Genomic DNA, 23,399 nt, shown 5'->3' with positions numbered 1-23,399 from the left:
TTGACTACACCTATATATAGAAGTTCAAGGAGAACGCAATGAGTAGCGGTCGTATTGTACAGATTATTGGCGCGGTTCTTGACGTTGAGTTCAACCGTAATGAAGTTCCTCAAATTTTTGATGCCTTGCAAGTAGATGGTACCGAAACCACCCTAGAAGTGCAGCAACAGCTAGGTGATGGTATCGTACGTACTATTGCGATGGGATCAACTGAAGGCCTAAAGCGTAACTTACCTGTGACCAACACCGGTGCACCGATTTCTGTGCCTGTTGGTACTGGTACGCTAGGTCGCATCATGGATGTTCTTGGTCGTCCTATCGATGAAGAAGGTCCTGTTACTGCTGACGAGAAATGGTCTATCCACCGTGAAGCACCAAGTTATGCTGAGCAATCAAACAGCACTGAGCTACTAGAGACGGGTATTAAAGTTATTGACTTGCTATGCCCGTTTGCTAAAGGTGGTAAAGTTGGTCTGTTCGGTGGTGCCGGTGTTGGTAAAACCGTAAACATGATGGAGCTGATCAACAACATCGCTCTGAAACATTCAGGTTTGTCTGTGTTTGCAGGTGTTGGCGAGCGTACTCGTGAAGGTAATGATTTCTATCACGAAATGCAAGAAGCTGGCGTTGTAAACACTGAAGACTTTAGTAAGTCTAAAGTAGCAATGGTATATGGCCAGATGAATGAGCCACCAGGTAACCGTCTACGTGTTGCACTGACGGGTCTGACCATGGCTGAGTACTTCCGTGATACCAAAGATCCTGCCACTGGTAAAGGTCGTGACGTACTGTTGTTTGTTGATAACATCTACCGTTATACACTAGCCGGTACAGAAGTATCAGCACTACTTGGCCGTATGCCATCAGCGGTTGGTTATCAGCCAACACTCGCTGAAGAGATGGGTCTGCTGCAAGAGCGTATTACTTCAACGCAATCAGGCTCTATCACCTCAGTGCAAGCTGTCTATGTACCAGCGGATGACTTGACGGATCCATCACCAGCAACGACGTTTGCTCACTTGGATGCGACAGTCGTACTAAGCCGTGACATCGCCTCACAAGGTATCTATCCTGCGGTTGATCCACTAGATTCAACCTCACGTCAGCTAGATCCACAAGTCATCGGTGAAGAGCATTATAACGTCGCTCGCGGTGTGCAAGAAGTGTTGCAGCGCTATAAAGAGCTAAAAGACATCATCGCCATCCTAGGTATGGACGAGTTGTCAGAAGAAGACAAACTGGTTGTTTATCGCGCTCGTAAGATCCAGCGCTTCTTATCTCAGCCATTCCACGTTGCCGAAGTCTTTACTGGTGCGCCTGGTAAATATGTACCACTACGCGATACTATTGCCAGCTTTAAAGCAATCATCGCTGGTGAATACGATGACCTACCAGAGCAAGCGTTCTACATGGCTGGTAGCATCGAAGAAGTAGTGGCCAAAGCAGAAAAAATGAAATCTACTGCAGCGTAAGTTGCGTTAGCAATTGCTAAAAGGCAAGTGGGCTACTATCTGTCTACTTGCCAGTAGATAACGCATCGCAGTTTTGATTGAGTTTTGATCGTAAGGAGTTAAATATGGCAACGTTACAATGTCGCGTCGTAAGTGCTCGTGAAGAGTTGTATTCGGGCGAGATCAGCATGCTAATAGCTACGGGTACCGAAGGCGAGATTGGTGTATTGCCAGGTCACACACCGCTTATTACTTTGCTAAAACCGGGTGCGATGCGCGTGCAAACACCAAACGGTGAAGAAGAAGTGATTTATGTTTCAGGTGGCGTTTTAGAAGTTCAGCCAAAGATGGTCACTGTACTGGCGGATACCGCCATGCGTGCACACAATCTTGATGAAAGTAAAATCATCGAAGCGCGTAAAAAAGCGGAGCAAATGCTGGTTAATCAGTCTGATACGGTTCAGACCAATGCCGCTTTGGCTTCTTTAGCAGAGTCTGTGGCACAGCTACAAACGATTCGTAAATATAAAAACCGCGCTTAATGTATTTTCTATCATACTAAGTAGCGTCTCTTATTTGGTATGCTTAGTAAGTATAAAAAACAGTCCATCATGGGCTGTTTTTTTTATGTCTGTCATATATTCGGTATCAGCTAAAATCATATGACAAAAGTAATCAATATCGCGGTTTGCTGCTGACTTTATTAATAGAGGTAAAAAGACACTGGCGACAATGAGCATATCTGGTTATATTAGAGACGACAGTATGTAAATGCTGCGTGAGCGTTGAAAACATAATTGCTATTGTCATAGGTGCTGAGCGATGCGTAAACAGTGATGGGTCAATGTCTATGCCAGTATTAAAGCGCTAAAAAAGTCTTTATACCGTTAATTTGCATGAAAAAGGTAGAATTTTTGGACGTAAACTAAAGTTTTAATCATTATAGTTTATAGGTTTTGTTACTAACTATAGGCTATAGTATAGGAAGCCGTACGTTTAATAGTATACTGTGCTACCAAGTTGTAACAGCTATACAAACATCAATCGTGCCACAATATGGTGCTATTAATTTTACCGCTCTTACTTTTACTGCTTTTAAATGAGATGTATTAGAGGATATAACAATGACAACGACTGAAGAAGACAACACCCCCCGAATTTTGATTGTTGAAGATGATGAGCGTCTGGCTATGTTAACCCAAGATTATTTGGTTAAAAACGGCTTAGAAGTCGCTATCGAGACAGATGGCAATCGTGCTATTCGCCGTATTGTCAATGAACAGCCTGACATGGTAGTGCTCGATGTCATGCTGCCAGGTAGTGATGGTTTGACGGTCTGCCGTGAAGTGCGCCCGCATTATCAAAATCCAATTTTGATGTTGACCGCTCGTACTGAAGATATGGATCAAGTACTAGGTCTTGAGATGGGCGCGGATGATTATGTTGCCAAGCCCGCCCAGCCGCGCGTACTATTAGCTCGTATTCGTGCGTTATTGCGCCGCTCAGAAAACGCTCCATCAGAAGATGTGCCACAGCGTCTTGAATTTGGTGAGTTGGTCATCGATAATGGTGGTCGTTCAGTCACGCTTAGTGATGAGCTGGTAGATTTTACTAGCGCCGAATATGACCTATTATGGTTACTTGCATCGAATGCTGGTCGCATTTTATCGCGTGAAGATATCTTTGAGCGCCTGCGCGGTATTGAATATGATGGTCAAGACCGCTCCATTGATGTGCGTATCTCACGTATCCGTCCAAAAATCGGTGATGATCCAGAAAACCCTAAGCGTATCAAGACCGTCCGTAGTAAGGGTTATCTGTTTGTTAAAGAAGGCAACTAATCAGCTCACATCTGAGTGAAGACAGATTGTCTCGCATTCTCACAAAAAAACCAGCGCCTTTGCTGGTTTTTTTGTGGCTAAATTTTAATTTTTAAACTTAAATACAGCGTTATGTGGTTTAATTAAGCCATCATAATGTAGCAGCACTATGCTGGGTACTATCAGCGGATTTTATTTACTAAGTTGGTCACGGCACGTATGTCATTAGTTTCTTCTTTAAAGCACAGTATTTTCGTTCGGATTTATGCCGGACTGCTTATCGTTTGTTTATGCGTGGCCTTGTTCGCGCAGTTATTGATGGACACGATCAATAAAGAGCGGGTGCAGTCCTATCGAGAAACCATGGCCAAAGGGGCGTTTCATTTGGTCAGTGAAGGAATTGCGCATCAGGACAATGAGCAGCAGCGAGCGTATTGGTTATCAGATGCCAGTAGCTTGTTTGGCTCGACATTTAGTGTCATACCGATTGATAAAGTAGACTTCACCGCCAGCGAGCTACGCCGTCTTGAAAATGACAATACCGTGGTTCGTTATAACAATCAGCCGGTATATGCAGATGTTTATTATCGTCTGCCCGACAGCCAGAGCGTCTTGACCGCGAGGGTATCACAGGTGACCGAACAGCAAGTGCGTGCTATTGCTGTGTTTTTGTTAGATGATTTGTCTTATCAGATGACTTTATCGGATAAGCGTGCACGCCTCGCTGAGCTAGAAGACAAGTTTTCTTTTCCGCTTGCGTTTCAGGCGGTCAACACCCTCGATCTGGATTCTGATCAGATAGCGCGTTTGCGCCGTGATGAGGTGGTCATCTCTTTGCAGGATACCAACAGTAGTAAGAGCAACTCAGCGATCAGAGTGATAGTGCCCTCCGAAATCAATGACATGGCTATCTTGATCGGCCCGATTCCTTTGTTTAACTGGTTTCCGCTCAATCTGATCATCAGTATGATTTTGATCAGTATGTTCCTTATTAGTTTGGGTGTGTATGCGCTGATTTTCCCGCTTGAGCGTAAGCTACAACTGATACAAGTAGGCGTCAACGAAGTCAGTAAAGGCAATCTAGATATCCAGGTACAGGTCATTGGCCAAGATGAGATTGCGCGTTTGGCAGCGACATTTAACGCCATGACCTCACATATCAAGCGTTTGATTGAGTCACAGCGTGAGCTGACACGCGCGGTCTCGCATGAGCTGCGTACGCCTGTTGCCCGTATAAGGTTTGCCGTCGATATGCTGGCCGATACTGATGATGAGGACTCGCGCTTTATGCAGCGTGACTATATCGATGAAGATATTGAGTCGCTAAATGGTTTGATTGACGAGATTTTGACGTACGCCAAGCTAGAAGAAGGCTCGCCAAAGCTTGATCTAGAGCCTGTCAATCTTCGAGAGCTGCTAGAGCAGGTCGAGCGCGAAACCAACGCGCTAGGTAAACCCATCAAGATAGTAACCAACTTACCAAATGCAAAGGTGACCGCAATTGCCGATCGTCGCTATTTGCACCGCGTGATTCAGAACCTGGCAGGCAACGCTCTACGCTATGCAGAAACCACCATTATCATTAGTGCTGGCGTCAAAAAGGGCAATGCTTTTGTCAGTGTCGAAGATGACGGTCATGGTATCCCAGAAGAAGACCGCGAAAAGGTGTTTATCCCATTTTCGCGCTTGGATGACAGTCGCACCCGTGCATCGGGTGGCTATGGACTTGGTCTGTCTATCGTTTCGCGCATTGCCTTTTGGTTTAACGGCAGTATGAAGGTAGATGAAAGCCGTGAGCTTGGCGGCGCAAGGTTTGTCATGACTTGGCCGATTAAGCCCTTGACACAGATATTGGCGGCAGATGAGTTGACGCAAGAAAGAAGTGAGCGTGATATTGAAAACTAATGATAAGCAAAGACAGCCAGTGATCAGCAGAGCAATAGTAGAGGAGGGCAAAGGATGCCATACTTATTTGGCGGTTTGGTGATAGTAAATGCGATTACCTTGGGGTATTATTTATTTGTGCAGCAGCCGAGTAGCACTCAGACCGTAGAGGCGGCCAAAGCGGAGATTACCCAGCCGCTGGCCTTTACCAATAGTGCTAAGCACATCCCGCCGGTGATTGGCAGCAAAGACTGAGATTGAAGATCAAGGGGCGGCTTGAGTCTGCCACTAACCTTAATTTTAAGGGTTAGTCGGCTTGTCTGTGGCCTGTTTCTCATCAGATGGCTCTGAGGTAGTGGGCGTATCGGCGGCTAAGGTTTCATCGCCAGCCACCTTAGAGAGTAGCGGGATACGTACGCACACTTGTAAACCGCCATCAGGGTGATTGATGGCCTCAACCGTACCATGATGTAACCCTGCAATACGGCTGACGATGGCTAAGCCTAGACCACTGCCTTGTGTGGTACGTGCCGTCTCGCCGCGCTCAAATGGTTGCATAATACGCTCTAATTGGTCTTCTGCCACGCCATCGCCGCAATCGCGCACACAGATTACCAATTGTTCTTGTGCTTCTTGGTTTACTACGTTTTCCGTCACCACATCGGTTTCTTCATCTACAGCGGTTTCGACAAAGGTCGGTATGACGGTTGCCGATAGATAAATGGGCGGTTTGCCGTAGCGATTGGCATTATTTATAAGATTGATAATCAAACGTTTGATAGAAAGCGGCCTGACGGGTACCACTTTATGGCACTCAGATTGATAGATAAACTCCATTGGCGCAAATTGCACCATGATTTCATTAAATATGGTGTCCAGATTGGTCAGGCTCACAGGCTCATCGGAGCCATCTTTCATAAACGAAATAAACTGCTCCAAAATCGCATCCATATCTTCAATATCATAAATCAGCCCTTCACGAAAAAAATCATCCGGCAGCATCTCAGCGGTCAACCGCATTCGGGTCAGCGGCGTCCGCAAATCATGTGAGATACCGGCAAGCATGATGGTACGCTCTTTTTGCGCCTGGCTGAGCGTGGTAAATAGGCGATTAAAGGCCATATTGACCTGACGTATCTCTGTTGGGCCTTTTTGGGTGGGCAGGGTGGTGGCGTGACCAAGACGAATATAATTGGTCGCGGCGCGCTGCAGATAGCGCAGCGGGCGGTTTAATTGTCGCGCTAGTAAAACAATGGTGAGCAAGGACAAGATAGGCAAACCAATCAAAAATAACACTAGCAGACTTGGGCTATACTGTGAGTAATACACCACAGGCTCACGAATCCAAAAACTGTCGTCACGACTGTCTTGTACCCATAATTGCGGCGTGGGCTTAAATTTAAAATACACCTCAACAGGTCGCCCTAATTGAGCGCCAATCTCTCGCTGCAACACGTTGGTAAAGATACCGACAAAGGCTTTATCAGCTACCTCCGGAAAGTCGCTTGGATTATCCACCACCACCACATGTGAGTGCCGATAAATCCACTGGCGTACCTCAGGACGCGCTTGCCAGTCTTTATTGGCGCTATTCATCAGCTTTAGCTCGCTGGTCAAATAACGCGCATGATTTTTGAGCTCTGGCAAATACAGACTGCGCCAAAAAAACAAAATCGATAAACTGACACTGATCAGCACGATAAAGGCGACCATCAAAGTCGTCAGCCAAGTGTTGGAGTAAGAGCGCGCAAGCCAGCCTTTGCGACGGGTTGGTAAATTTGATGGAGTCATAACAATCCAGTAGGTTACATGAGGCGTTATAAAGTATAGCGTTATTTGGTCTAGAAAGGATGTCATCCACCAAAAATAACGGCGCAATAGCAGAGGATTGCAATATGCAAATCCTAGAAGGATTTTATATCGATAGCCATTTAAGCTATTGTTAATAAATAATTAAATAAGCACAGTTTATGTTTTCAATAAATCAAGACTGTGATATAATTATGCCCTTTTTGGTATACCTGCGAAAGAGAGAATTCACATGGTTGTTATTCGTTTAGCACGGGGCGGTGCCAAGAAACGCCCATTTTATCAAGTAGTTGTTGCTGATCAACGCCGCGCGCGTGACGGTCGCTATATTGAAAACATCGGCTTTTTTAACCCACTCGCTAAAGAGTCTGAAGAAGCAGTACGCCTAAACATGGAAGCGTACAATGCGTGGATCGCCAAAGGTGCTCAGCCTTCAGATCGCGTTGCTTCATTAGCAAAAGCTTATAGCAAGTCTGCCGCTCAAACTGAAGCCACTGCTTAAGTTTGTTGGTCGCTGAGGTGCCTATAGTTTGACTATGGCAGTCTCAATAGACTTGAGAACACATAGCGTAACTGGTCTGACCAGGGTGCGCCATTAACTGTTTATCGCTTTTAACGTAGTTTTCAATGATTGTTGCTTTAATCGTGATTGTTTTACTTACTGTTTGTTAGTCATTACTAGGTTAGCCGTTATGTCATCTGCTCCAGACGCTAATACCCTTATGAAAATCGGTCAGCTTAAAAAGCCTTATGGTATTAAAGGCTGGCTGTGGGTATTTAGTGATACAGAGGATCGGACGGCAATATTTGACATGCAGCCGTGGTGGATGAAAACTGCCACTGGCATGAAGCCTTTGACGGTGAAAGCATGGCGTCAACAAGGCACAGGAATCGTCGCTCAGTTTGAGCAGGTACCTGATCGCAATGTTGCGGAGACGATGAACGGTGTGACCGTTTGGGTCGAGCAAGACGTCTTGCCAGAAACGGCTGAGGATGAATATTATTGGTCAGACTTGATCGACTTGCGCGTGATAAACGAGCAAGAAGAGTATTTAGGCGATATCACCGAAATGTTTGAAACTGGCGCGCATGACATCATGCGCGTGAAAGCAAACTCAGACAGTTTGGATGGTGAAGAGCGCCTGATTCCATGGCACAAACAAACTGTCATTGAGGTCGATATGACTGAAAAAACGGTGCTGGTGGCATGGCCAAGTGACTATTAGTTAAATAGATATTAGTCAAATATCTATTAATCAAGTAGCTAATAACTAGTAATAGTATGAGTAAGACAATTTTTTGGCGTTAGCGCCAGTATGATCACTGCGTCCATTAAGTAGATATCAGATGTATTTTGCCGTCATTAGTATTTTTCCTGAGATGTTTGCCACGATTCGTGATTTTGGTATCACAGGAAGGGCAGTCGCTGGAGAGCACGTGACGATTGAGTGCATTAATCCACGTGATTATACCACCGATAACTACCGCCGTATTGATGAGCGCCCGTATGGTGGCGGTCCTGGCATGGTGATGATGGCCGAGCCATTATCAAAAGCCATAGAGGATGCACGCTTGCGAGCGAGTCAGCACGGCTGCCGTGTCGATAGTGAGCACTGTCCGGTGATTTATATGTCGCCACAAGGACAGACGCTCAGTGAGAGTAGTGTAGTCAGCATGGCTGAGTACGATGGCATGATTATATTGTGCGGTCGTTACGAGGGTATTGATGAGCGCTTACTATCACGATATGTTGATAGGGAGGTGTCATTGGGGGATTATGTGCTGACAGGCGGTGAGCTGCCTGCTATGGTATTGATGGATAGTGTGATACGTCGTTTGCCTGATATCATGGGCGATGATCAGTCCGCTGAGCAAGACTCCTTTGTCGATGGTTTGCTTGATTGTCCGCATTATACCAAGCCGCATGAGTTTGCAGGTATGAGCGTCCCTGAGGTATTACTCTCAGGTCATCATGCCAATATTGCTAAGTGGCGTTTTGCTCAGCAAGTCAGTCGCACGCAAGCGCGTCGGCCAGACTTATGGCAGGCGTTTACCCCAACGGCAGAGCAAGCGAAGTGGCTAAAGGCACTGGCAAAAACAGATAAAAATAAGGGTTAACCTTTCGTTTTATCGTTTTTGAATTTGATAAACAGTTAAACAATAAAATTTTGAGCAATAATAAAACGAGTCATCATATTGTGGCCGTTGGTTATAACCCATTTACGTTGCGTCTTTTTATAATAAGATGCAATTCATTATTACAAACAGGTGATATGCGTGAAGCCTCTATTATCTAATGTGAGGAGATAACTCTCATGAGCAACAAGCATCCATTGGTTCAGGTCATCGAAAACGCTCAATTGCGTGAACACCCAAGCTTTGCACCCGGCGATACCATTGTCGTACAAGTAAAAGTACGTGAAGGTGAGCGTGAGCGTCTACAGGCTTTTGAAGGTGTGGTCATCGCTAAGCGTAACCGCGGTTTAAACTCAGCATTTACCGTACGTAAAATCTCAAGCGGCGTCGGTGTTGAGCGTGCATTCCAGTTGCATTCACCACTGATCGATAGCATCGAAGTGAAACGCCGTGGTGCGGTTCGTCGTGCGAAACTATACTACTTACGTGAGCGCTCTGGTAAATCAGCACGTATCCGCGAAAAGCTTGGTGCTCGTCCAACAGCTCAGAAAAAAACTGACGCTGGTGTTCCTGATGCGGTTGAAACAGCGCCAGGTATCTAAGCACAAGTTACGTGAGCACATACGTGATCATAAGTATCTAAGCGCTGCTCTGAGTCTTTGTTAGTCTGTGATTATCACCGCCAGCAAAGGCTCGGACAAGCATAGATACCAGCCCTTATTCATAGGTTTATTTATAAATAAGCGGGCCATACCAAAAAGACAAAACCCCAATCTATGCGATAGCTGGATTGGGGTTTTTGTATGGGCTAAAATACATGTGTGCCTATGAACGCAGATGCATGAGATTAGGCGCTATCAGCGGTGTCGATGCGTATGCTTTGATCCTTTGATTTGCTGTGCTTACGCAAACGGATATACAGTGTCTTGGTGACAGTGGCCACAACTTTTTGCTGCTCATCGACGATATCGACACTGTAGTCGCGAAATACCGCCCCTCCATCTTTGGCCAGCTCTTGAATGGTAATGATTTCAGCGCTCGGTATCTTCATCCTTGCGGTGACTTTGCTATGGCCTGGCGCGACAAAGTCGATATGTGAGCTTTTGTCCCATACCACATAATGACTGCCCAATTGATGCATCAGCATGAGCATATAAAACGGATCAACCATAGAGTAGAGGCTGCCACCGAACTGGGTGCCGACGATGTTTTTATTTAAGCTATTCAAGCCCATACTGACCACACATAAACCTTGATCGAGGCTGATATGCTCGATTTTGATGCCAGCTCCGACGTAAGGCGCGTAGGTGTTGATACGCAGTTTGAGTAAATGCGGTGTCAACAATGGCATGATGCTTTGTTTGGCGCGACGCTTTAAGGTCTCAAGGTTGGTGGGTAGTAAGCTCATAAAGGAATCCTGTTACTTCTTTTCGATTTTTAATTATTAAGTCAAATGGCTGACACCTGTTGCAGGGTATCTAGCGTGAAAGCTATTTATCATAAGTAAAAATCGTCTTTACCGCTAGGTTTAAAGCGTAAGTATGCCTCATTATAAATAAGATAAATGATGAATATATGAGGCAGCACGTCGCCCTGAGCACGGTCATCGCTAAGCAATCTGTGGTTGTTTTTCTAAGATAAATGATTGATAAGTTTGCAAAAATGATAATTTAAAACTTTAAGTTATCAATCAAACCGAGACGCATAGTATCTTTACATGGTTCCGCGCTCGCATTTCACTGTCCTGTGACATACAATAGCCTGCAATTTGTACTGCCCTGTGATTTTATCAAGTCACATCAGTGCACTGCCCGTCCATCGAAGCCTCAGTCGACATAAGGAAATGTGATGAGTAACACTCAGATCCCTGCCTCAGGGTCTAATCCGCCACCATCAAATCCATCCAATTACGACAGCGAGTCACAAGGCAGCTACCTTGATCTACACAAGCCCAGCTCAAGCTTCGACAGTCGAGATGCCTATCTAAATCATGAACTACAAATCATGCAGCCCAAGCGCTGGCGGGTAAACTTGCCGTTTCGTGATTATCGTTTTGAGTATGAAGATACCATCCCTGCGATGGCCGCAACGATCGGTAAGGTCGTGATGGTAGGCGCTATTGCCGCTACGTTTGCAGGGCCGCTTGGGCTAAGCGATGCCTTTGTATTAGAAAACGTGCGCTATGAGCTGTTAATTGTCGCTTTCTTTGTGATTTTATTCTCAGGATTTCTGCTACCGACGGCCAACCTTGCTGGTACGCACGGGCCACTGATTCCACTGATTCCTATCGTCGTTGCTGCTGGTGGTCACCCGATGGCCTTTGGCTTGCTCATCGGTGCTTTTGGGCTATTACTAGCCATTAGTAAAGGAGGCAGTCTGCTGGCAAACTTGACCAGTAAAGGCGTGTGTGGCGGTCTGCTGCTTTATTTGGGTTTTATTGGCACCCTCTCGCAGGTCAAAAATCTTTTTGCATGGGCCGAAGGTATCGGCATGGCGCATATCGCCTTTGTGGTGATTTTGCTGACCATCATCCTGTACGCGGTGTTAGAAAACTTTCAAAAGCGCTGGCTGGCTGTACCGTTAAGCTGCTTGTTAGGTGGCGGTGTGGCCTTTGCCATGGGCGCGCCTTTTGCCTTTGAGACAGCGCCTGGCCTGCCAAATATGAACCCGATGTACTGGTGGGGGGAGGACACGGGCTGGATGCTAGGCTTACCGACGATTGAAAGCTTTGTGGTGGTATTGCCATTTGCGGTATTGGCCGTCGCTATGTGGTCACCGGATTTTTTGGGTCATCAGGTCTTTCAAAAGATCAGCTACCCAAAGCGTACTGAAAAAGTGCTCATGGACATCGATGACACGATGACCAGTGCCTCTATCCGTCAGGTCGCAGGCTCTATCCTTGGCGGCGCAAACTTTGCGTCATCATGGGGTACGTATATCGTACCAGCTGCGATTGCCAAACGCCCGATTCCAGCGGGTGCGGTACTCACAGGACTGTTTTGTTTGATCGCTGGTATCTGGGGCTATCCGATGGATTTAGCGATTTGGGAGCCGGTGATGTGTGTGGCACTGATCGTCGGGGTCTTTATTCCACTGCTTGAGGCGGGGATGGAGATGACGCGCGAAGGTAAAACCACGCAGTCTGCTGCGATTGTGGTCTTTGCCTCGGCATTGGTCAACCCAGCCTTTGGTTGGTCGATTACCTTGGTGCTTGATAACCTAGGTTTGATTGGCTCAAAGGAGCGTAGTGCGAGCCTATCAAAGATGAGCCGCTGGATTATTCCTGTCATTACCTTTGTGATATTGACTGGTGTCATGGCGGTGGTTGGGATGTTGCCGGGCATTCCTGCACTATTACCGAACTTCCGTCATTAGAAATTTTGCCTACCACAAAAAAAGAAAAGCCAGCTTCGTGCTGGTTTTTTTTGTGTGTAAGCGGATAAGTTTGATGGCTTGTAAAACGTAGGCTACCGCCCCATAAATAGCTGTATATCAGTGTCTTAAGAGCAATAAATTTTATGGTTAATGTCTCAGAGTCGAGTCCCGTCGATGATAAAAAAGCCCGCCTCAAACATCTAATTCAGCGCCTGCCAAACTTGCCAGGGGTCTATAAAATGCTGGGTAAAAACGGTGATATTTTATATGTGGGCAAGGCAAAATCATTAAAAAGTCGCGTCAATAGCTACTTCGCTAAGACCATTGACCATCCAAAGACGCGGGCACTGGTGGCACGGATTCACGATATCGAGACCATCATTACCCGTAGTGAGACCGAGGCGTTGTTGCTCGAGCAGAACTTAATTAAAGAGTATCGCCCGCCTTATAACGTCCTACTGCGTGATGATAAGTCGTATCTATACGTGTTTATCTCAGCGGATAAGCCTTATCCACGTTTGGCTTATGGCCGCGGCAAAGGCAATCACCAAAAAGGTCGGTTTTTTGGGCCTTTTCCTTCTGCTCATGCGGCCAAAGAAACCTTGGTGCTCATGCAAAAGATGTTTCAGATGCGTCAGTGTACCAATACGTTTTTTAAGCAGCGTAAGCGTCCGTGTCTTGAGTATCAAATCAAGCGTTGCCGTGCGCCTTGTGTGGGCTTGGTGTCGCCAGAAGAATATGCAGAAGATGTGAATAACACCATTCGTTTTCTCAAAGGCGACTCAAGTGACATACACAGTGCGCTAATTGAAAAGATGGAAAGTGCTGCTGAAGCGTTGGATTTTGAAAAAGCAGTCTTTTATCGGGATCAGCTCTCTATGCTGCGCGAAGTACAAGCGCGGCAGGCCGTCTATACGGTGCAAGGTGAGGCCGATGTGATTGCCATTGCCAGTCAGGCAGGCATGACTTGTGTCAATGTGCTGACGGTGCGCGGCGGCCGCGTACTCGGTGGCAAAAACTATTTCCCTGATGTCGATAGCAGTGAGTCGCTCGCGGATAATTTGTCCGCCTTTATTACCTCGTTTTATTTTCAGGTGACCGACGACTTGCCAAGTGAGATTATTCTTAGTCATGCGCTACCTGACCAACAAGCAATCAGCGAAGCATTGGCCACCCACTTTGAGAGCAAAGTCGTCATCAAAACCAATGTGCGCGAGCACCGCTCAGAGTGGCTGGACTTGGCAAAGCTCAATACCAACAATGCACTAAAAACCAAACTGGGCGACTATCTAGAGCTGCATGCGCGCTTTGGTGCGCTAAAGGACGTACTGGCTGATGTCACTGATCGTGCCATAGACCGTATCGAGTGCTTTGATATCTCGCACACCATGGGCGAGGCGACCATCGGTAGCTGTGTGGTGTTCGATCAAGGAGGCTCACGCCGCCGTGATTATCGTCAGTATGCGATTCATGATATCCAAGGCGGTGACGATTATGCGGCGATGCAGCAAGTGCTGACGCGGCGCTATAAAAAACAGCCACTGCCTGATCTATTGCTGATTGATGGCGGGAAAGGTCAGCTTAATATCGCCAAAGACGTCTTGACCGAGCTGGGTATTTTAAATGACACGCTGCTTGTGAGTGTGGCAAAAGGAGAAGGGCGCAAGGCGGGTTTAGAAGTATTACATTTTATCGATCATGAGCCGCTGGATCTGCCCATGGACAGCAAGGCGCTGCATTTATTGATGCATATTCGCGATGAGGCGCATCGTTTTGCCATCACAGCGCACCGTAAAAAGCGCGATAAGCGTCGTTCGTCGTCGGTGCTGGAGGTGATACCGGGGCTGGGAGAAAAGCGCCGCCGCGACTTGCTCAATCACTTTGGCGGGATGCAGCAACTGCTAGGGGCTTCACAGCAAGAGCTGTCGGGTGTACAGGGCATCGGTCCAGTATTGGCCAAGACCATTTATAAAGTGCTGCATGAGTAAACAGATATATCGTGAGTTCAGTACAAAAACGATACCGTGGGACTGGGATGAATTGCAGGCAGAGGATGCCAGAAAAATTTATACCAGTTCCGCGCTGAAATAGAATGTATCTGTTTTATTTAGAATCGACTATAGCTCAGTGAAGCATATCATCTCTATGCATTTTATAAACAATAGGTAACCTCACGGTTGATTCTATAAACTTACTGTCTTTAGTTGCTGCATGAAATATCATTTTGTGAGCTTGCATAATAGCATTTCTATCTAGATGTCGATGGCCTGACGATTTTTGAATACTGACCTTGTCAACTGTGCCGTTCTTATTAACATATAATTTAAGTAAAAGGTCCAAACTTTCTCCCTGACTCATCCTTCTTGATACTCGATAAGGGATAGTAAAGTCTACGGAGCGCATGACTTTAGGGGGAACTATAACAGGCTCTCGTTGAGGCAGGCTCTGGCAGCCTGTCATAAATGCGAAGAGAAGTGCAAGTGGTAAAAGTTTTTTCGTCATTTTTTAGTTTCCACGCTTTTATAAGTCACAAATCTAAAATCCAATCCGCTTTTTTCATCATGCATCGACTCAGACGCTTCTACGACTGCAAAGTCGCTCGGCAATTCAGGATAAAACGCTTCGCCGTCAGGAATCTCGGTATCGACGTGTGTCAGCTCAATACGATCGGTGTACATAAAGGCATCACGAAATACCCGCTCGCCGCCGATGACCCAAATCGTATCTAAGTGAGCACCATGGGCGAGACTGGCAGCTTGCGTTAAAGCATCATCCAAATTATGCACCACATGCGCATTGTCTTTGCCTACTAGGCCGCTCTTTTCGGCGTAGTCCATTTGACTGCTGATAATAAAGCTGACACGTTTTGGCAACGGCTTGCTACCCATCGACTCAAAGGTCTTGCGCCCCATGATGACGATACCTTGAACCGCACCGCCTGTTGCTTTGGTGGTCATTTGTTTGAAATGCTGCAAATCTGCTGAGATATGCCACGGCAGCTCATTGTCCTTGCCGATACAGCGATTGCTACTGATAGCAGCGATTTGGGCGACTTGGGTATTGGCATAACTCATAATATGTCCTTATTGTTTTCATCAGTCATATGAAGTAAAAAACAGTCTTTATACCGCGACTTTTGCTTTGATAACGGGATGTGATGCATAACCGTTTACGCTAATATCCTCAAAACGAAACGCAAAAATATCATCGACATCAGGGTTGAGCGTCAATGTCGGTAGTGCATAACACTCACGCGTCAGTTGCAGCTCGACTTGCTCGCGGTGGTTTTGATAAATATGACAGTCGCCGCCGGTCCAGATAAACTCGCCCACGCCCAGCCCACAAACCTGCGCAATCATGTGGGTCAGTAGGGCATAGCTGGCGATATTGAACGGCACACCTAGGAATAAATCCGCTGAGCGCTGGTAAAGCTGGCAGGAGAGTTTGTTGTCCGCGACAAAAAACTGAAACAGCGTATGACAAGGCGGCAGGGCGACTTGCTCGGCTTCACCTGGGTTCCAGCCAGAGACAATCAAGCGTCTGGAGTTGGGATTGGTCTTGATTTGCTCCACGACTTGGGCGATTTGATCGACGCCGTCATTGTTATAGTGGCCATTCTCGTCTTTGGTCGCGCCGTAGTTGCGCCATTGGTGACCGTATACTGGCCCTAAATCGCCCGCAGGACGATTGAAGCGCGCCGTCTGTTCCGCTGTGGCCCATTCGTTCCAGATACGCACGCCGTTTTCTTGTAGATAATCGACATGAGTGCTACCGCTCAAAAACCACAATAGCTCATACACGATGGATTTAAAGTGGACTTTTTTGGTGGTCAGTAACGGGAAGCCGTCTGATAAGTCAAAACGCATCTGCGCGCCGAAGTGGCTTAGCGTACCTGTGCCCGTACGATCGCCTTTTTCAGTACCGTTATATAAGACGTGGCGCAGCAAATCAAGATATGCTTGCTCGTTTTTACTACTGTAACTGCTCATAATATTGCTCTTCTACGCTATCAAAGCGCGTCATTAAATAAGTCTTAATCTGTTTTTCGGACATTTATAGTGCAAGCGCGCTTAATAAGCCGCTTGCTTACCCCAGTCATAGATACCGCGTTTATAGGCATAAACCAACAGTACAAAGCCGATGATAATCATTGGTGCGCTCAGTATTTGGCCTTTGGTCATCCAGCCGAGTAAAATAAAGCCTTGGTCGGCATCTGGCTGACGGAAAAACTCGATGATAAAGCGGCTGATACCGTAACCTAATAAGAATATCGCCGATGCCGCCATACGTGGACGCGGCTTGGCAGAGTACCACCACAAAAACAAGAATAGCAGCAGACCTTCAGCAAAGGCCTCATAGAGCTGTGATGGGTGGCGGGGCAGTAAATACTGGCCGTTGACCTCCATCATCAACTCCTGTAATTGAGGATTGGCTTGCAATTGCTGCATATCAAAAGCCGCGGCCTGCGGGAAGTAGGTCAGCCAGTTATAGCCGCCATCAGAGACGCGCCCCCACAGCTCACCGTTGATATAGTTGCCGATACGACCAAACAATAACCCCGTCGGTACACACGGCACGATAAAATCCAGCACTTGAAAAGGTGTTTTTTTGTACTTACGAGCAAAATACAACATGCCGAGTAAAACCCCAATCATGCCGCCGTGGAACGACATACCGCCTTCCCACACCTTAAATAAATAGGCGGGGTTTTGTAGCAGCTCACCAAATTGATAAAACAGCACATAGCCGATACGGCCACCCAAAATGACACCGAGCGCGCCATAAAAAACAAGGTCTGACACCATGTCAGTGGTCCAGCTCTCACGCTGGCCACTGCGGTACCATGCCAGACCAAACGCGGCGGCAAATGCCAGCAGATACATCAAGCCATACCAATGTACTTCTACAGGGCCCAAGGACAGCGCTACGGGATCGTACTGAGGATGAATCATCATAAGGACATCATAATTATTGATAATAGAATGGGGGTCATAATAGCAAAAATAGCTTGGCAGGCATACCAAATTACGGTTAGACAATTGCATCACAGAGACTGCATAAATGTGATTTGCGCCTGCCAGCCGCTAGAAACCAAGACAGAAAACCGCTAAGATATAAAAAAGCTGCTAATGATAAATACCTCAATATTTTCAGAAGCATGAGCGGATATGGGCTGGCGCTAATAAGCCGTATGAATGGATAAACCGTATTTTAAGGATAGATTATGCAAGCTGATGTATCAAAAGTAGCAACAGCCACTGAGTACCGTTGGGCAAAAAAAGGTCTGATCTTGCTCAGTCTACCCAGTCTGCTGGCACTATCCCTGACGCCTGCATATGCAGCAAGTAGCAGTATCGAGCAAGTCACCATTTATCAAGGCTTGGCCAGTGTCACGCGCGCGCTACCTGTCAAGGGTAATGGAGAGCAGACGCTGGTGTTTTCTTGCTTGTCTCCTTATATCGACAAAGACAGCGTGAGCGTGCAGACCGTCACAGGCGTCAATCTCGGTGAAGTCAGTATCGAGACGCTAAGCGGTGAGCAAGCAGCGCAGTGTCAGTATGAGGGCGATGCCAACGTACAATCGCAACAAGCCGCGCTTGCTAAAATCAATGCCGAGCTAGAAGCCGCCAATCTGGCAAAAGCTTATCTACAAAACCTCACCAAGGTCAGTCAAATCAGTACAGAGGGCACAGTGGCCAATAACGCCCGTGATATAGAAACACAAGCGGCAAGTATCAATAAACGCATATGGGATATCAAGCAGCGGCAAGCGCGGGCACAGGCCGCGCTTAATCAAACGATGGCGGGCAGTAGCACATCGACGCAAAATCGCGTAACACAGGTCAGTGTCCGTACTGCCAGCCGCAAACACGCCGCGGTAAAGCTCCATTATCAAGTGCGCGGCGCAGGTTGGCAGCCGACTTATCAGGCGCGTCTGGATACCAATACCGAGCAGCTTAGCATCACCGCATCAGCCATCATCGCTCAGCAGACCGGAGAGAATTGGCAAAACGTCGCTGTCGTACTCAGCTCAGTCAACCCCAATCAACGCACCACAGGCCAGCTGCCAAATGTGGCGCGCCTGTCTTTATATGAAAAAGAGCAAGCATCACGTGCTAGGGTTGCATCATCCATGATGGAGCCTTCTTCCATCGTTGTCTCAGAAAGAAGTAGCGATGACAGGGAGGCGTCGGCACCGACGATGGCACCGCTACCGAGCTTTAGCGTGAGTCGTCAAAACAAAAACGGCATCATCGAGTACCGGTTGCCGCAGCGTGTGAGCTTGCCAAGTGACGGTAGGCACGTGCGTACGATAATCGATGAGCAGTCTGGGCGTAGCAAGCTTTGGATCCGCAGTACGCCAAGTGTTGAGCAAACGGCTTATTGGTATGCATCGGCACCATTTTTGACACCTGCATGGGCCGATGGAGCGCTTCAGCTCTACCGTGATGATAACTATATTGGTCAAGCGCGCTATCAGTATCAAACGCTCAAAGAGCAGGGTATCGGCTTTGGCGTTGATCCAAATATCCTCATCAAACAAATAACTGACGAAGATAAGCAAGGCGATAAGGGCGCGTTTAATCGTAAGCAAACCTTAAGTAGTACCGAAGCTTATCAATTGACCAATCAGCATAGCCGCACCAGACGCTTGCAGGTACTGAGCAGTGAGCCTATCAGCCGTGATGATAGTATTAAAGTAACCACAGTACACACCCCGCCCGTCACTGAACGCGACTGGAATGACAATACCGGCATGGTCGCTTGGGAGTTTGATTTGCCAAGTAAACAATCAAAAGTGATTCGATCGACCACACAGATTAGCTATCCTGCTGATAAAAAACTCCGCACCAATTGATATAAGAATAGAAAGATGCAGGCTATTTTAAACGACGTTATTTTGTACTGAAAAGATTACCTATTAAAAAGACGACCAGTCCCATAAACTACCAATCCCATAAAAGGAAAACTATGTGTATCGTCGCCATCGCTTGGCAGTTGTTTGATGAGGTGCCGCTGGTGCTCTTATCCAACCGAGATGAGTTTTTGCAGCGTCCGACTGAGCCGCTGCACCAGTGGCCTGATAAGCCGATTTATGCAGGTCGCGATCAGCAGAGTGGCGGTACTTGGCTGGGTATTCACCAAGTCATGCACGACGGTCTTTATGAGCAAAATGGACGCTGGGCGGCGGTGCTAAACTTTCGTGATGGGGTGCAGGCAGGGGCAGATGAGCGCTCGCGTGGGGCACTGGTTACAGATTTTTTGACCAGTGACAGAAGCCCGATGGACTTTGCGCGGCAAATTGAGTTGCAAGACTATGCAGGTTTTAACCTGATCATTGGCGATGCGCTGCAAGCAGTGATGGTCAATAATCGCGGCCATGCGCCCACGCCACTGTATGCAGGATTGCATGTGGTCTCAAACGGTCAGCCAGACGACGGTTGGTTCAAAACCGAAAAACTGCGTGGTAGGCTGCGTCAAGAAGTGCTGCCACTTATCGCCGAAGACAGCTCGCCTGCTTACTGGCAGGACGCTGCCTATGCGGTGCTATCTGACAACCGACAAGCCCCCGCCGATCAGCTACCCGATACCGGCATGAGTAAAGAGGTTGAGCAGATGCTGTCCTCTGTCTATATCGAGCCTGTGGCATTTGATCAGCGGCAGGCTCCTCTCCCTACTTATGGTACCCGTACTCAAAGCATCTTAACCTTGCGCCAAGACAAGCATAAAGGGGCAAGTAGTAAAACCACCGCCACGCTCGTTAGCCGCGAGGCAAGTGCGGCTGCAACCGGCGCATAAAAATGCTCACGGTGATTCCATAACAGTATCACAGTGAGCATATGTAGTTAATTAGCGATGTCAAAATCACACCAAAACTATGTCAAAACTCTATCAAAGTCATGCCAGCAAATGGTTGTCCTGTTCCGGAAGGATCAGCTCTTGTTTTAGGGGAAGCTCGCGCACCAGCTCTTGCAAGGCGCGGCGATATACCCCACGTTTAAAATGAATCACTTGTCCTAGAGGATACCAATAACTGACCCATTGCCAGTGGTCAAACTCTGGTTTACCTTCATCAAAGCGAATGTGTTGAGTATTTGGCTCATCTAAGCGCAGCAAAAACCATTTTTGTTTTTGCCCAATACACAAAGGGTGCTGTCCATGGCGTACATAACGCTTAGGCAGACGATAGCGCAGCCAGTCTTGAGTGACTGCCAATAAGTCTACATGACGCGGATGTAGGCCGACCTCTTCCCAGAGCTCGCGATACATCGCATCCATCGGCGTCTCCCCGCGGTCGATGCCGCCTTGAGGAAACTGCCAAGCGTTGTGACCAATACGTTTTGCCCACAGTACTTGCCCTTGTGTATTTGCCAAGATGATGCCGACATTGGCGCGAAAGCCGTCTGCATCTATCATGACTAACCCTTTTAATTTGTTTAAAAATAGCTTATTTCAAACCGATACCATGATGACAATCCTAATTATTATAAGTCGATTGTCACCTATATCTGGCCAAAATAAGATTCATTACCGTTATTAAACCAAGAAATAAGCAAAATGTGTAACAGTATTTTGCTATAAAATGTTTCACGAGTTTTACCTATTAAAATCAATAGCTTATAAACAGACTTTTGTAATCTAGTTCTTTAAGGTAATTTTGATAAATATGAGCAAACACAGGTTGAGTTTGTTAACTATTGCTTAACAACAAGGTATGTAAGGTTATGATGGTGCGTTGCCGTCAAATAAATACAGATGGCTGCTGCTTTATCAGGTCTTTATAAAATCTGGTTTTGGCTTGTGCTACACTAACCTTATCGCGTGTATTATTGAAAATAATAATCAGGTTATCTGCCAATCAAAATAAGGAAAAACGAACATGTCAGAATCAAAAGCAAGTGTCACGTGGCAAGAGAAAAAAGCCTTTTTGGGTGTCTCACCCTCAGGGCATCATGTGCAAATCGACGCCGACAAAGAAAATGGCGCAAGCCCGATGGAGCTGATCTTACTCGGCTTGGGCGGCTGTGCCAGCTATGATGTGGTGTCTATCTTACAAAAATCACGTCAAGAGGTCACGGATGTACGTTGTGAGCTGACTGCAAACCGCGCTGAGACCGTCCCTGCTGTCTATACCGACATTCATATGCACTTCATCGTGACTGGTCAAGACATCAAGGATAAGCAGGTCGAAAAAGCGGTGAACCTATCAGCAGAAAAATACTGCTCGGCCAGTCGTATGCTAGTACAGGGCGGGGTGAATATCACGCATGATTTTGAAGTGGTTGCAGGGTAGGGGCGAGGGCGCGCATGAATGTATTTTTTGGGTTGATTCCTGATACTGCCGCATCCGCGATTTGGGCGATGGTGGTGGCAAGCTTGTTGCCACTCGTGATGGCGCTGAGTGCAAAAGCCCTTGGCGGCTTTCGGCTGGCTGACAACGCCCATCCGCGCCGTTTTTTGCAAGAGACAACGGGCGCCGCTGCGCGCGCCAATGCCGCTCAGCAAAACAGCTATGAGACGTTGCCGGTATTTTTGGCAGCAGTGCTGGTGGCAATGTTGTTTTTTGTGCCTCAGCTGATTGTCAACGTGTTGGCTTGGTTGTACGTACTGATTCGTATTGGCTTTTGCATCGCTTATATCAGCAATTTAGCGACGTTTCGTTCGATACTGTGGACGCTGTCGATGGCGTGTCCACTCATGCTGTTTTATTTAGCAATACGTGTGAGCGTCTAGCGCTAGGGCTTATGAACAATTAGCCGCCGCCGAGCTTCTGTTTTAAGATAAAAGACAAGCCGTTATTGTCTTTGCTGTTTATGCCGTCGCTGATGAGACGCTGGTGATAAGAGCATCGATGATGACGGCTTTGTTTTTTTCACGCTTGATGCGTTCCCACACCGGCTGCGCCTCATCATAGCCTTTGGTTAGCATCCCCAGCCACTGTTTGTAGCGGCCCACCAGTACCACATCGTTTTTTGCTGCCCCTTCCAAAAACTTAATTTGATGCGGTATGAGCGCGTGCCATGTCAAGGTCTTGCTATCTGCTCTAACGCTGGCCGCCGCCCTCTCATCATCATGGCTACTATCGACACGGGCAATCAAGTCAGGACGGGTCACAGCGCCGCGTCCTAGCATCAGGTGCGGCGTGCCTGCCTGCCTCATGCATTGCTGTGCTTGCTCACTATTCCAAATCTCGCCATTAGCAATCACTGGGATATCAAGCTTATTAAAATTTTGGATTTTGTCCCAATAAGCGGGCGGCTTGTAGCCTTGGGTTTTGGTGCGGGCATGAATGGTCAACCAGTCTGCGCCACTCGCCCCAATCGCACCTCGGATATCGTCCATACGGCTGGTATCTGTGTAGCCCAAGCGAATCTTCGCTGAGACGGAAATATGGGCAGGCACTGCGCGGCGTACAGCCTTGATAATGTCATACATGACCTCTGGCTCATCGAGCAGTACCGAGCCGCCGCGGTGGCTATTGACGGTCTTGGCAGGGCAGCCAAAGTTGATATCGATGGCGGGCGCGCCAAGCTCACAGGCGTACGCGGCGTTTTCTGCCATTAGGCTAGCATCACTACCGAGCAGCTGGATATGTATGGGCGTGCCAGCAGTCGTTTTGGTGTCTTGATGTAGCTCTGGCACATATTTATAAAACACATGCGCGGGTAGCAGCGTTTGAGTCACCCGTATAAACTCACTCACCGACCAATCATAAGGACGGCCTAAGTCTGCGGCAATCTGTGTTAAGATTTGCCGCATTAATGGATCGGTCAAACCTTCCATTGGAGCAAGTAGGCGCACAGGATGGGCAAATAGTTGCTGCAGGGTGCGCTGGCGTATTTCGAGGGATGAATGTTGAGTCATGATTAAGGCTTAGTATCTAAATGAAAGGCGATATGAAGGGCGATAACGTGATCGAATA

Annotated in this window: 23 protein-coding genes; 15 read left to right on the top strand and 8 right to left on the bottom strand. The window is 47.3% G+C overall.

The genetic code is table 11. The annotated features are described in order from the left end of the window. The first annotated feature begins 38 nt into the window (after window positions 1–38). From atpD to ACNFVB_RS00300, 5 genes are all read left to right on the top strand, one after another. Window positions 39–1,472, top strand: coding sequence for a F0F1 ATP synthase subunit beta (gene atpD / locus ACNFVB_RS00320; RefSeq protein ID WP_105244311.1), 1,434 nt, complete (start codon window positions 39–41; stop codon window positions 1,470–1,472). Between the two features lie 104 nt (window positions 1,473–1,576). After that, window positions 1,577–1,993 carry a F0F1 ATP synthase subunit epsilon gene (locus tag ACNFVB_RS00315; protein ID WP_075101883.1) on the top strand — a complete coding sequence of 139 codons (417 nt, stop codon included), beginning with the start codon at window positions 1,577–1,579 and terminating at the stop codon, window positions 1,991–1,993. Window positions 1,994–2,575: 582 nt separating this feature from the next. Then, entirely contained in the window at window positions 2,576–3,292 is a 717-nt protein-coding gene (locus ACNFVB_RS00310; RefSeq protein ID WP_071002805.1) for a response regulator, read from the top strand. Between the two features lie 198 nt (window positions 3,293–3,490). Further along, the gene (locus tag ACNFVB_RS00305; RefSeq protein WP_430737703.1) at window positions 3,491–5,176 is read left to right on the top strand and encodes an ATP-binding protein; all 1,686 of its coding nucleotides are present in this window, start codon (window positions 3,491–3,493) and stop codon (window positions 5,174–5,176) included. Between the two features lie 54 nt (window positions 5,177–5,230). After that, entirely contained in the window at window positions 5,231–5,410 is a 180-nt protein-coding gene (locus ACNFVB_RS00300) for a hypothetical protein (protein ID WP_198336745.1), read from the top strand. Between the two features lie 45 nt (window positions 5,411–5,455). Here ACNFVB_RS00300 and ACNFVB_RS00295 read toward each other — a convergent pair whose 3' ends face one another. Then, entirely contained in the window at window positions 5,456–6,946 is a 1,491-nt protein-coding gene (locus ACNFVB_RS00295) for an ATP-binding protein (protein ID WP_430737702.1), read from the bottom strand. A gap of 250 nt (window positions 6,947–7,196) precedes the next feature. Between ACNFVB_RS00295 and rpsP the strand changes: the two genes are divergently transcribed. The 4 genes from rpsP to rplS all read left to right on the top strand — a co-directional run bounded on the left by rpsP (window position 7,197) and on the right by rplS (window position 9,702). After that, window positions 7,197–7,466: a 30S ribosomal protein S16 gene (rpsP, locus tag ACNFVB_RS00290; protein ID WP_075101887.1), complete on the top strand. Its 270-nt coding sequence runs from the start codon at window positions 7,197–7,199 to the stop codon at window positions 7,464–7,466. Window positions 7,467–7,656: 190 nt separating this feature from the next. Further along, window positions 7,657–8,190, top strand: coding sequence for a ribosome maturation factor RimM (gene rimM, locus ACNFVB_RS00285; RefSeq protein WP_430737701.1), 534 nt, complete (start codon window positions 7,657–7,659; stop codon window positions 8,188–8,190). A 121-nt stretch (window positions 8,191–8,311) separates the two neighbouring features. Then, the gene (trmD, locus tag ACNFVB_RS00280; RefSeq protein ID WP_289000325.1) at window positions 8,312–9,082 is read left to right on the top strand and encodes a tRNA (guanosine(37)-N1)-methyltransferase TrmD; all 771 of its coding nucleotides are present in this window, start codon (window positions 8,312–8,314) and stop codon (window positions 9,080–9,082) included. A gap of 197 nt (window positions 9,083–9,279) precedes the next feature. Then, window positions 9,280–9,702 (top strand): 50S ribosomal protein L19, encoded by a 423-nt coding sequence (rplS, locus tag ACNFVB_RS00275; protein WP_105244305.1) that lies wholly within the window; start codon window positions 9,280–9,282, stop codon window positions 9,700–9,702. 245 nt (window positions 9,703–9,947) lie between these two features. On the opposite strand, the gene ACNFVB_RS00270 is transcribed toward rplS, so the two are convergent. Then, entirely contained in the window at window positions 9,948–10,508 is a 561-nt protein-coding gene (locus ACNFVB_RS00270) for a DUF4442 domain-containing protein (protein WP_105244304.1), read from the bottom strand. A gap of 440 nt (window positions 10,509–10,948) precedes the next feature. Between ACNFVB_RS00270 and ACNFVB_RS00265 the strand changes: the two genes are divergently transcribed. Then, on the top strand, window positions 10,949–12,475 hold the full coding sequence (locus ACNFVB_RS00265) for a DUF3360 family protein (protein ID WP_430737700.1): 1,527 nt from the start codon (window positions 10,949–10,951) through the stop codon (window positions 12,473–12,475). Window positions 12,476–12,618: 143 nt separating this feature from the next. Continuing rightward, window positions 12,619–14,463: an excinuclease ABC subunit UvrC gene (gene uvrC, locus ACNFVB_RS00260; protein ID WP_198336739.1), complete on the top strand. Its 1,845-nt coding sequence runs from the start codon at window positions 12,619–12,621 to the stop codon at window positions 14,461–14,463. A gap of 136 nt (window positions 14,464–14,599) precedes the next feature. Here uvrC and ACNFVB_RS00255 read toward each other — a convergent pair whose 3' ends face one another. The 4 genes from ACNFVB_RS00255 to lgt form a co-directional block, all read right to left on the bottom strand. After that, window positions 14,600–14,833: a TonB family protein gene (locus ACNFVB_RS00255; protein WP_430738536.1), complete on the bottom strand. Its 234-nt coding sequence runs from the start codon at window positions 14,831–14,833 to the stop codon at window positions 14,600–14,602. Window positions 14,834–14,973: 140 nt separating this feature from the next. Further along, window positions 14,974–15,549: a dihydrofolate reductase gene (locus tag ACNFVB_RS00250; RefSeq protein ID WP_430737699.1), complete on the bottom strand. Its 576-nt coding sequence runs from the start codon at window positions 15,547–15,549 to the stop codon at window positions 14,974–14,976. Between the two features lie 48 nt (window positions 15,550–15,597). Then, window positions 15,598–16,464 carry a thymidylate synthase gene (locus ACNFVB_RS00245; RefSeq protein ID WP_430737698.1) on the bottom strand — a complete coding sequence of 289 codons (867 nt, stop codon included), beginning with the start codon at window positions 16,462–16,464 and terminating at the stop codon, window positions 15,598–15,600. An 81-nt stretch (window positions 16,465–16,545) separates the two neighbouring features. Beyond that, window positions 16,546–17,430: a prolipoprotein diacylglyceryl transferase gene (gene lgt, locus ACNFVB_RS00240; RefSeq protein WP_430737697.1), complete on the bottom strand. Its 885-nt coding sequence runs from the start codon at window positions 17,428–17,430 to the stop codon at window positions 16,546–16,548. 269 nt (window positions 17,431–17,699) lie between these two features. On the opposite strand from lgt, the gene ACNFVB_RS00235 reads away from it, so the two are divergent. Both ACNFVB_RS00235 and ACNFVB_RS00230 read left to right on the top strand, forming a co-directional pair. Further along, window positions 17,700–19,334 carry a DUF4139 domain-containing protein gene (locus tag ACNFVB_RS00235; protein WP_430737696.1) on the top strand — a complete coding sequence of 545 codons (1,635 nt, stop codon included), beginning with the start codon at window positions 17,700–17,702 and terminating at the stop codon, window positions 19,332–19,334. Window positions 19,335–19,447: 113 nt separating this feature from the next. Further along, entirely contained in the window at window positions 19,448–20,275 is an 828-nt protein-coding gene (locus tag ACNFVB_RS00230) for an NRDE family protein (protein ID WP_430737695.1), read from the top strand. Window positions 20,276–20,374: 99 nt separating this feature from the next. Here ACNFVB_RS00230 and ACNFVB_RS00225 read toward each other — a convergent pair whose 3' ends face one another. Continuing rightward, window positions 20,375–20,893 (bottom strand): RNA pyrophosphohydrolase, encoded by a 519-nt coding sequence (locus tag ACNFVB_RS00225; RefSeq protein WP_075101928.1) that lies wholly within the window; start codon window positions 20,891–20,893, stop codon window positions 20,375–20,377. 463 nt (window positions 20,894–21,356) lie between these two features. Here ACNFVB_RS00225 and ACNFVB_RS00220 point away from each other — a divergent pair, with 463 nt between their 5' ends. After that, window positions 21,357–21,770 (top strand): OsmC family protein, encoded by a 414-nt coding sequence (locus ACNFVB_RS00220; protein WP_430737694.1) that lies wholly within the window; start codon window positions 21,357–21,359, stop codon window positions 21,768–21,770. Window positions 21,771–21,784: 14 nt separating this feature from the next. Next, window positions 21,785–22,210 carry an MAPEG family protein gene (locus ACNFVB_RS00215; protein WP_075101930.1) on the top strand — a complete coding sequence of 142 codons (426 nt, stop codon included), beginning with the start codon at window positions 21,785–21,787 and terminating at the stop codon, window positions 22,208–22,210. Between the two features lie 78 nt (window positions 22,211–22,288). Here ACNFVB_RS00215 and ACNFVB_RS00210 read toward each other — a convergent pair whose 3' ends face one another. Further along, on the bottom strand, window positions 22,289–23,341 hold the full coding sequence (locus ACNFVB_RS00210; protein WP_430737693.1) for a tRNA dihydrouridine synthase: 1,053 nt from the start codon (window positions 23,339–23,341) through the stop codon (window positions 22,289–22,291). Window positions 23,342–23,399: the final 58 nt, after the last annotated feature.

Origin of the sequence: Psychrobacter sp. VH5, assembly GCF_050572635.1 — a bacterium.
GTDB classification, from domain to species: Bacteria; Pseudomonadota; Gammaproteobacteria; order Pseudomonadales; family Moraxellaceae; genus Psychrobacter; species Psychrobacter celer.
Note: the sequence above shows the minus strand (reverse complement) of the source record. Positions and strands in the feature narration are given on the sequence as shown.

Bases quoted from the DNA above. Each gene is read 5' to 3' on its own strand.
- ACNFVB_RS00225 (WP_075101928.1), bottom strand. From the start codon at position 20,893: ATGATAGATGCAGACGGCTTTCGCGCCAATGTCGGCATCATCTTGGCA.
- ACNFVB_RS00245 (WP_430737698.1), bottom strand. From the start codon at position 16,464: ATGAGCAGTTACAGTAGTAAAAACGAGCAAGCATATCTTGATTTGCTG.
- trmD (WP_289000325.1), top strand. From the start codon at position 8,312: ATGTATTTTGCCGTCATTAGTATTTTTCCTGAGATGTTTGCCACGATT.
- rplS (WP_105244305.1), top strand. From the start codon at position 9,280: ATGAGCAACAAGCATCCATTGGTTCAGGTCATCGAAAACGCTCAATTG.
- ACNFVB_RS00210 (WP_430737693.1), bottom strand. From the start codon at position 23,341: ATGACTCAACATTCATCCCTCGAAATACGCCAGCGCACCCTGCAGCAA.
- ACNFVB_RS00250 (WP_430737699.1), bottom strand. From the start codon at position 15,549: ATGAGTTATGCCAATACCCAAGTCGCCCAAATCGCTGCTATCAGTAGC.
- atpD (WP_105244311.1), top strand. From the start codon at position 39: ATGAGTAGCGGTCGTATTGTACAGATTATTGGCGCGGTTCTTGACGTT.
- ACNFVB_RS00220 (WP_430737694.1), top strand. From the start codon at position 21,357: ATGTCAGAATCAAAAGCAAGTGTCACGTGGCAAGAGAAAAAAGCCTTT.
- ACNFVB_RS00265 (WP_430737700.1), top strand. From the start codon at position 10,949: ATGAGTAACACTCAGATCCCTGCCTCAGGGTCTAATCCGCCACCATCA.
- rimM (WP_430737701.1), top strand. From the start codon at position 7,657: ATGTCATCTGCTCCAGACGCTAATACCCTTATGAAAATCGGTCAGCTT.
- ACNFVB_RS00235 (WP_430737696.1), top strand. From the start codon at position 17,700: ATGCAAGCTGATGTATCAAAAGTAGCAACAGCCACTGAGTACCGTTGG.
- uvrC (WP_198336739.1), top strand. From the start codon at position 12,619: ATGGTTAATGTCTCAGAGTCGAGTCCCGTCGATGATAAAAAAGCCCGC.
- ACNFVB_RS00215 (WP_075101930.1), top strand. From the start codon at position 21,785: ATGAATGTATTTTTTGGGTTGATTCCTGATACTGCCGCATCCGCGATT.
- ACNFVB_RS00315 (WP_075101883.1), top strand. From the start codon at position 1,577: ATGGCAACGTTACAATGTCGCGTCGTAAGTGCTCGTGAAGAGTTGTAT.
- ACNFVB_RS00305 (WP_430737703.1), top strand. From the start codon at position 3,491: ATGTCATTAGTTTCTTCTTTAAAGCACAGTATTTTCGTTCGGATTTAT.
- ACNFVB_RS00270 (WP_105244304.1), bottom strand. From the start codon at position 10,508: ATGAGCTTACTACCCACCAACCTTGAGACCTTAAAGCGTCGCGCCAAA.
- lgt (WP_430737697.1), bottom strand. From the start codon at position 17,430: ATGATGATTCATCCTCAGTACGATCCCGTAGCGCTGTCCTTGGGCCCT.
- rpsP (WP_075101887.1), top strand. From the start codon at position 7,197: ATGGTTGTTATTCGTTTAGCACGGGGCGGTGCCAAGAAACGCCCATTT.
- ACNFVB_RS00230 (WP_430737695.1), top strand. From the start codon at position 19,448: ATGTGTATCGTCGCCATCGCTTGGCAGTTGTTTGATGAGGTGCCGCTG.
- ACNFVB_RS00300 (WP_198336745.1), top strand. From the start codon at position 5,231: ATGCCATACTTATTTGGCGGTTTGGTGATAGTAAATGCGATTACCTTG.
- ACNFVB_RS00255 (WP_430738536.1), bottom strand. From the start codon at position 14,833: ATGAGTCAGGGAGAAAGTTTGGACCTTTTACTTAAATTATATGTTAAT.
- ACNFVB_RS00295 (WP_430737702.1), bottom strand. From the start codon at position 6,946: ATGACTCCATCAAATTTACCAACCCGTCGCAAAGGCTGGCTTGCGCGC.
- ACNFVB_RS00310 (WP_071002805.1), top strand. From the start codon at position 2,576: ATGACAACGACTGAAGAAGACAACACCCCCCGAATTTTGATTGTTGAA.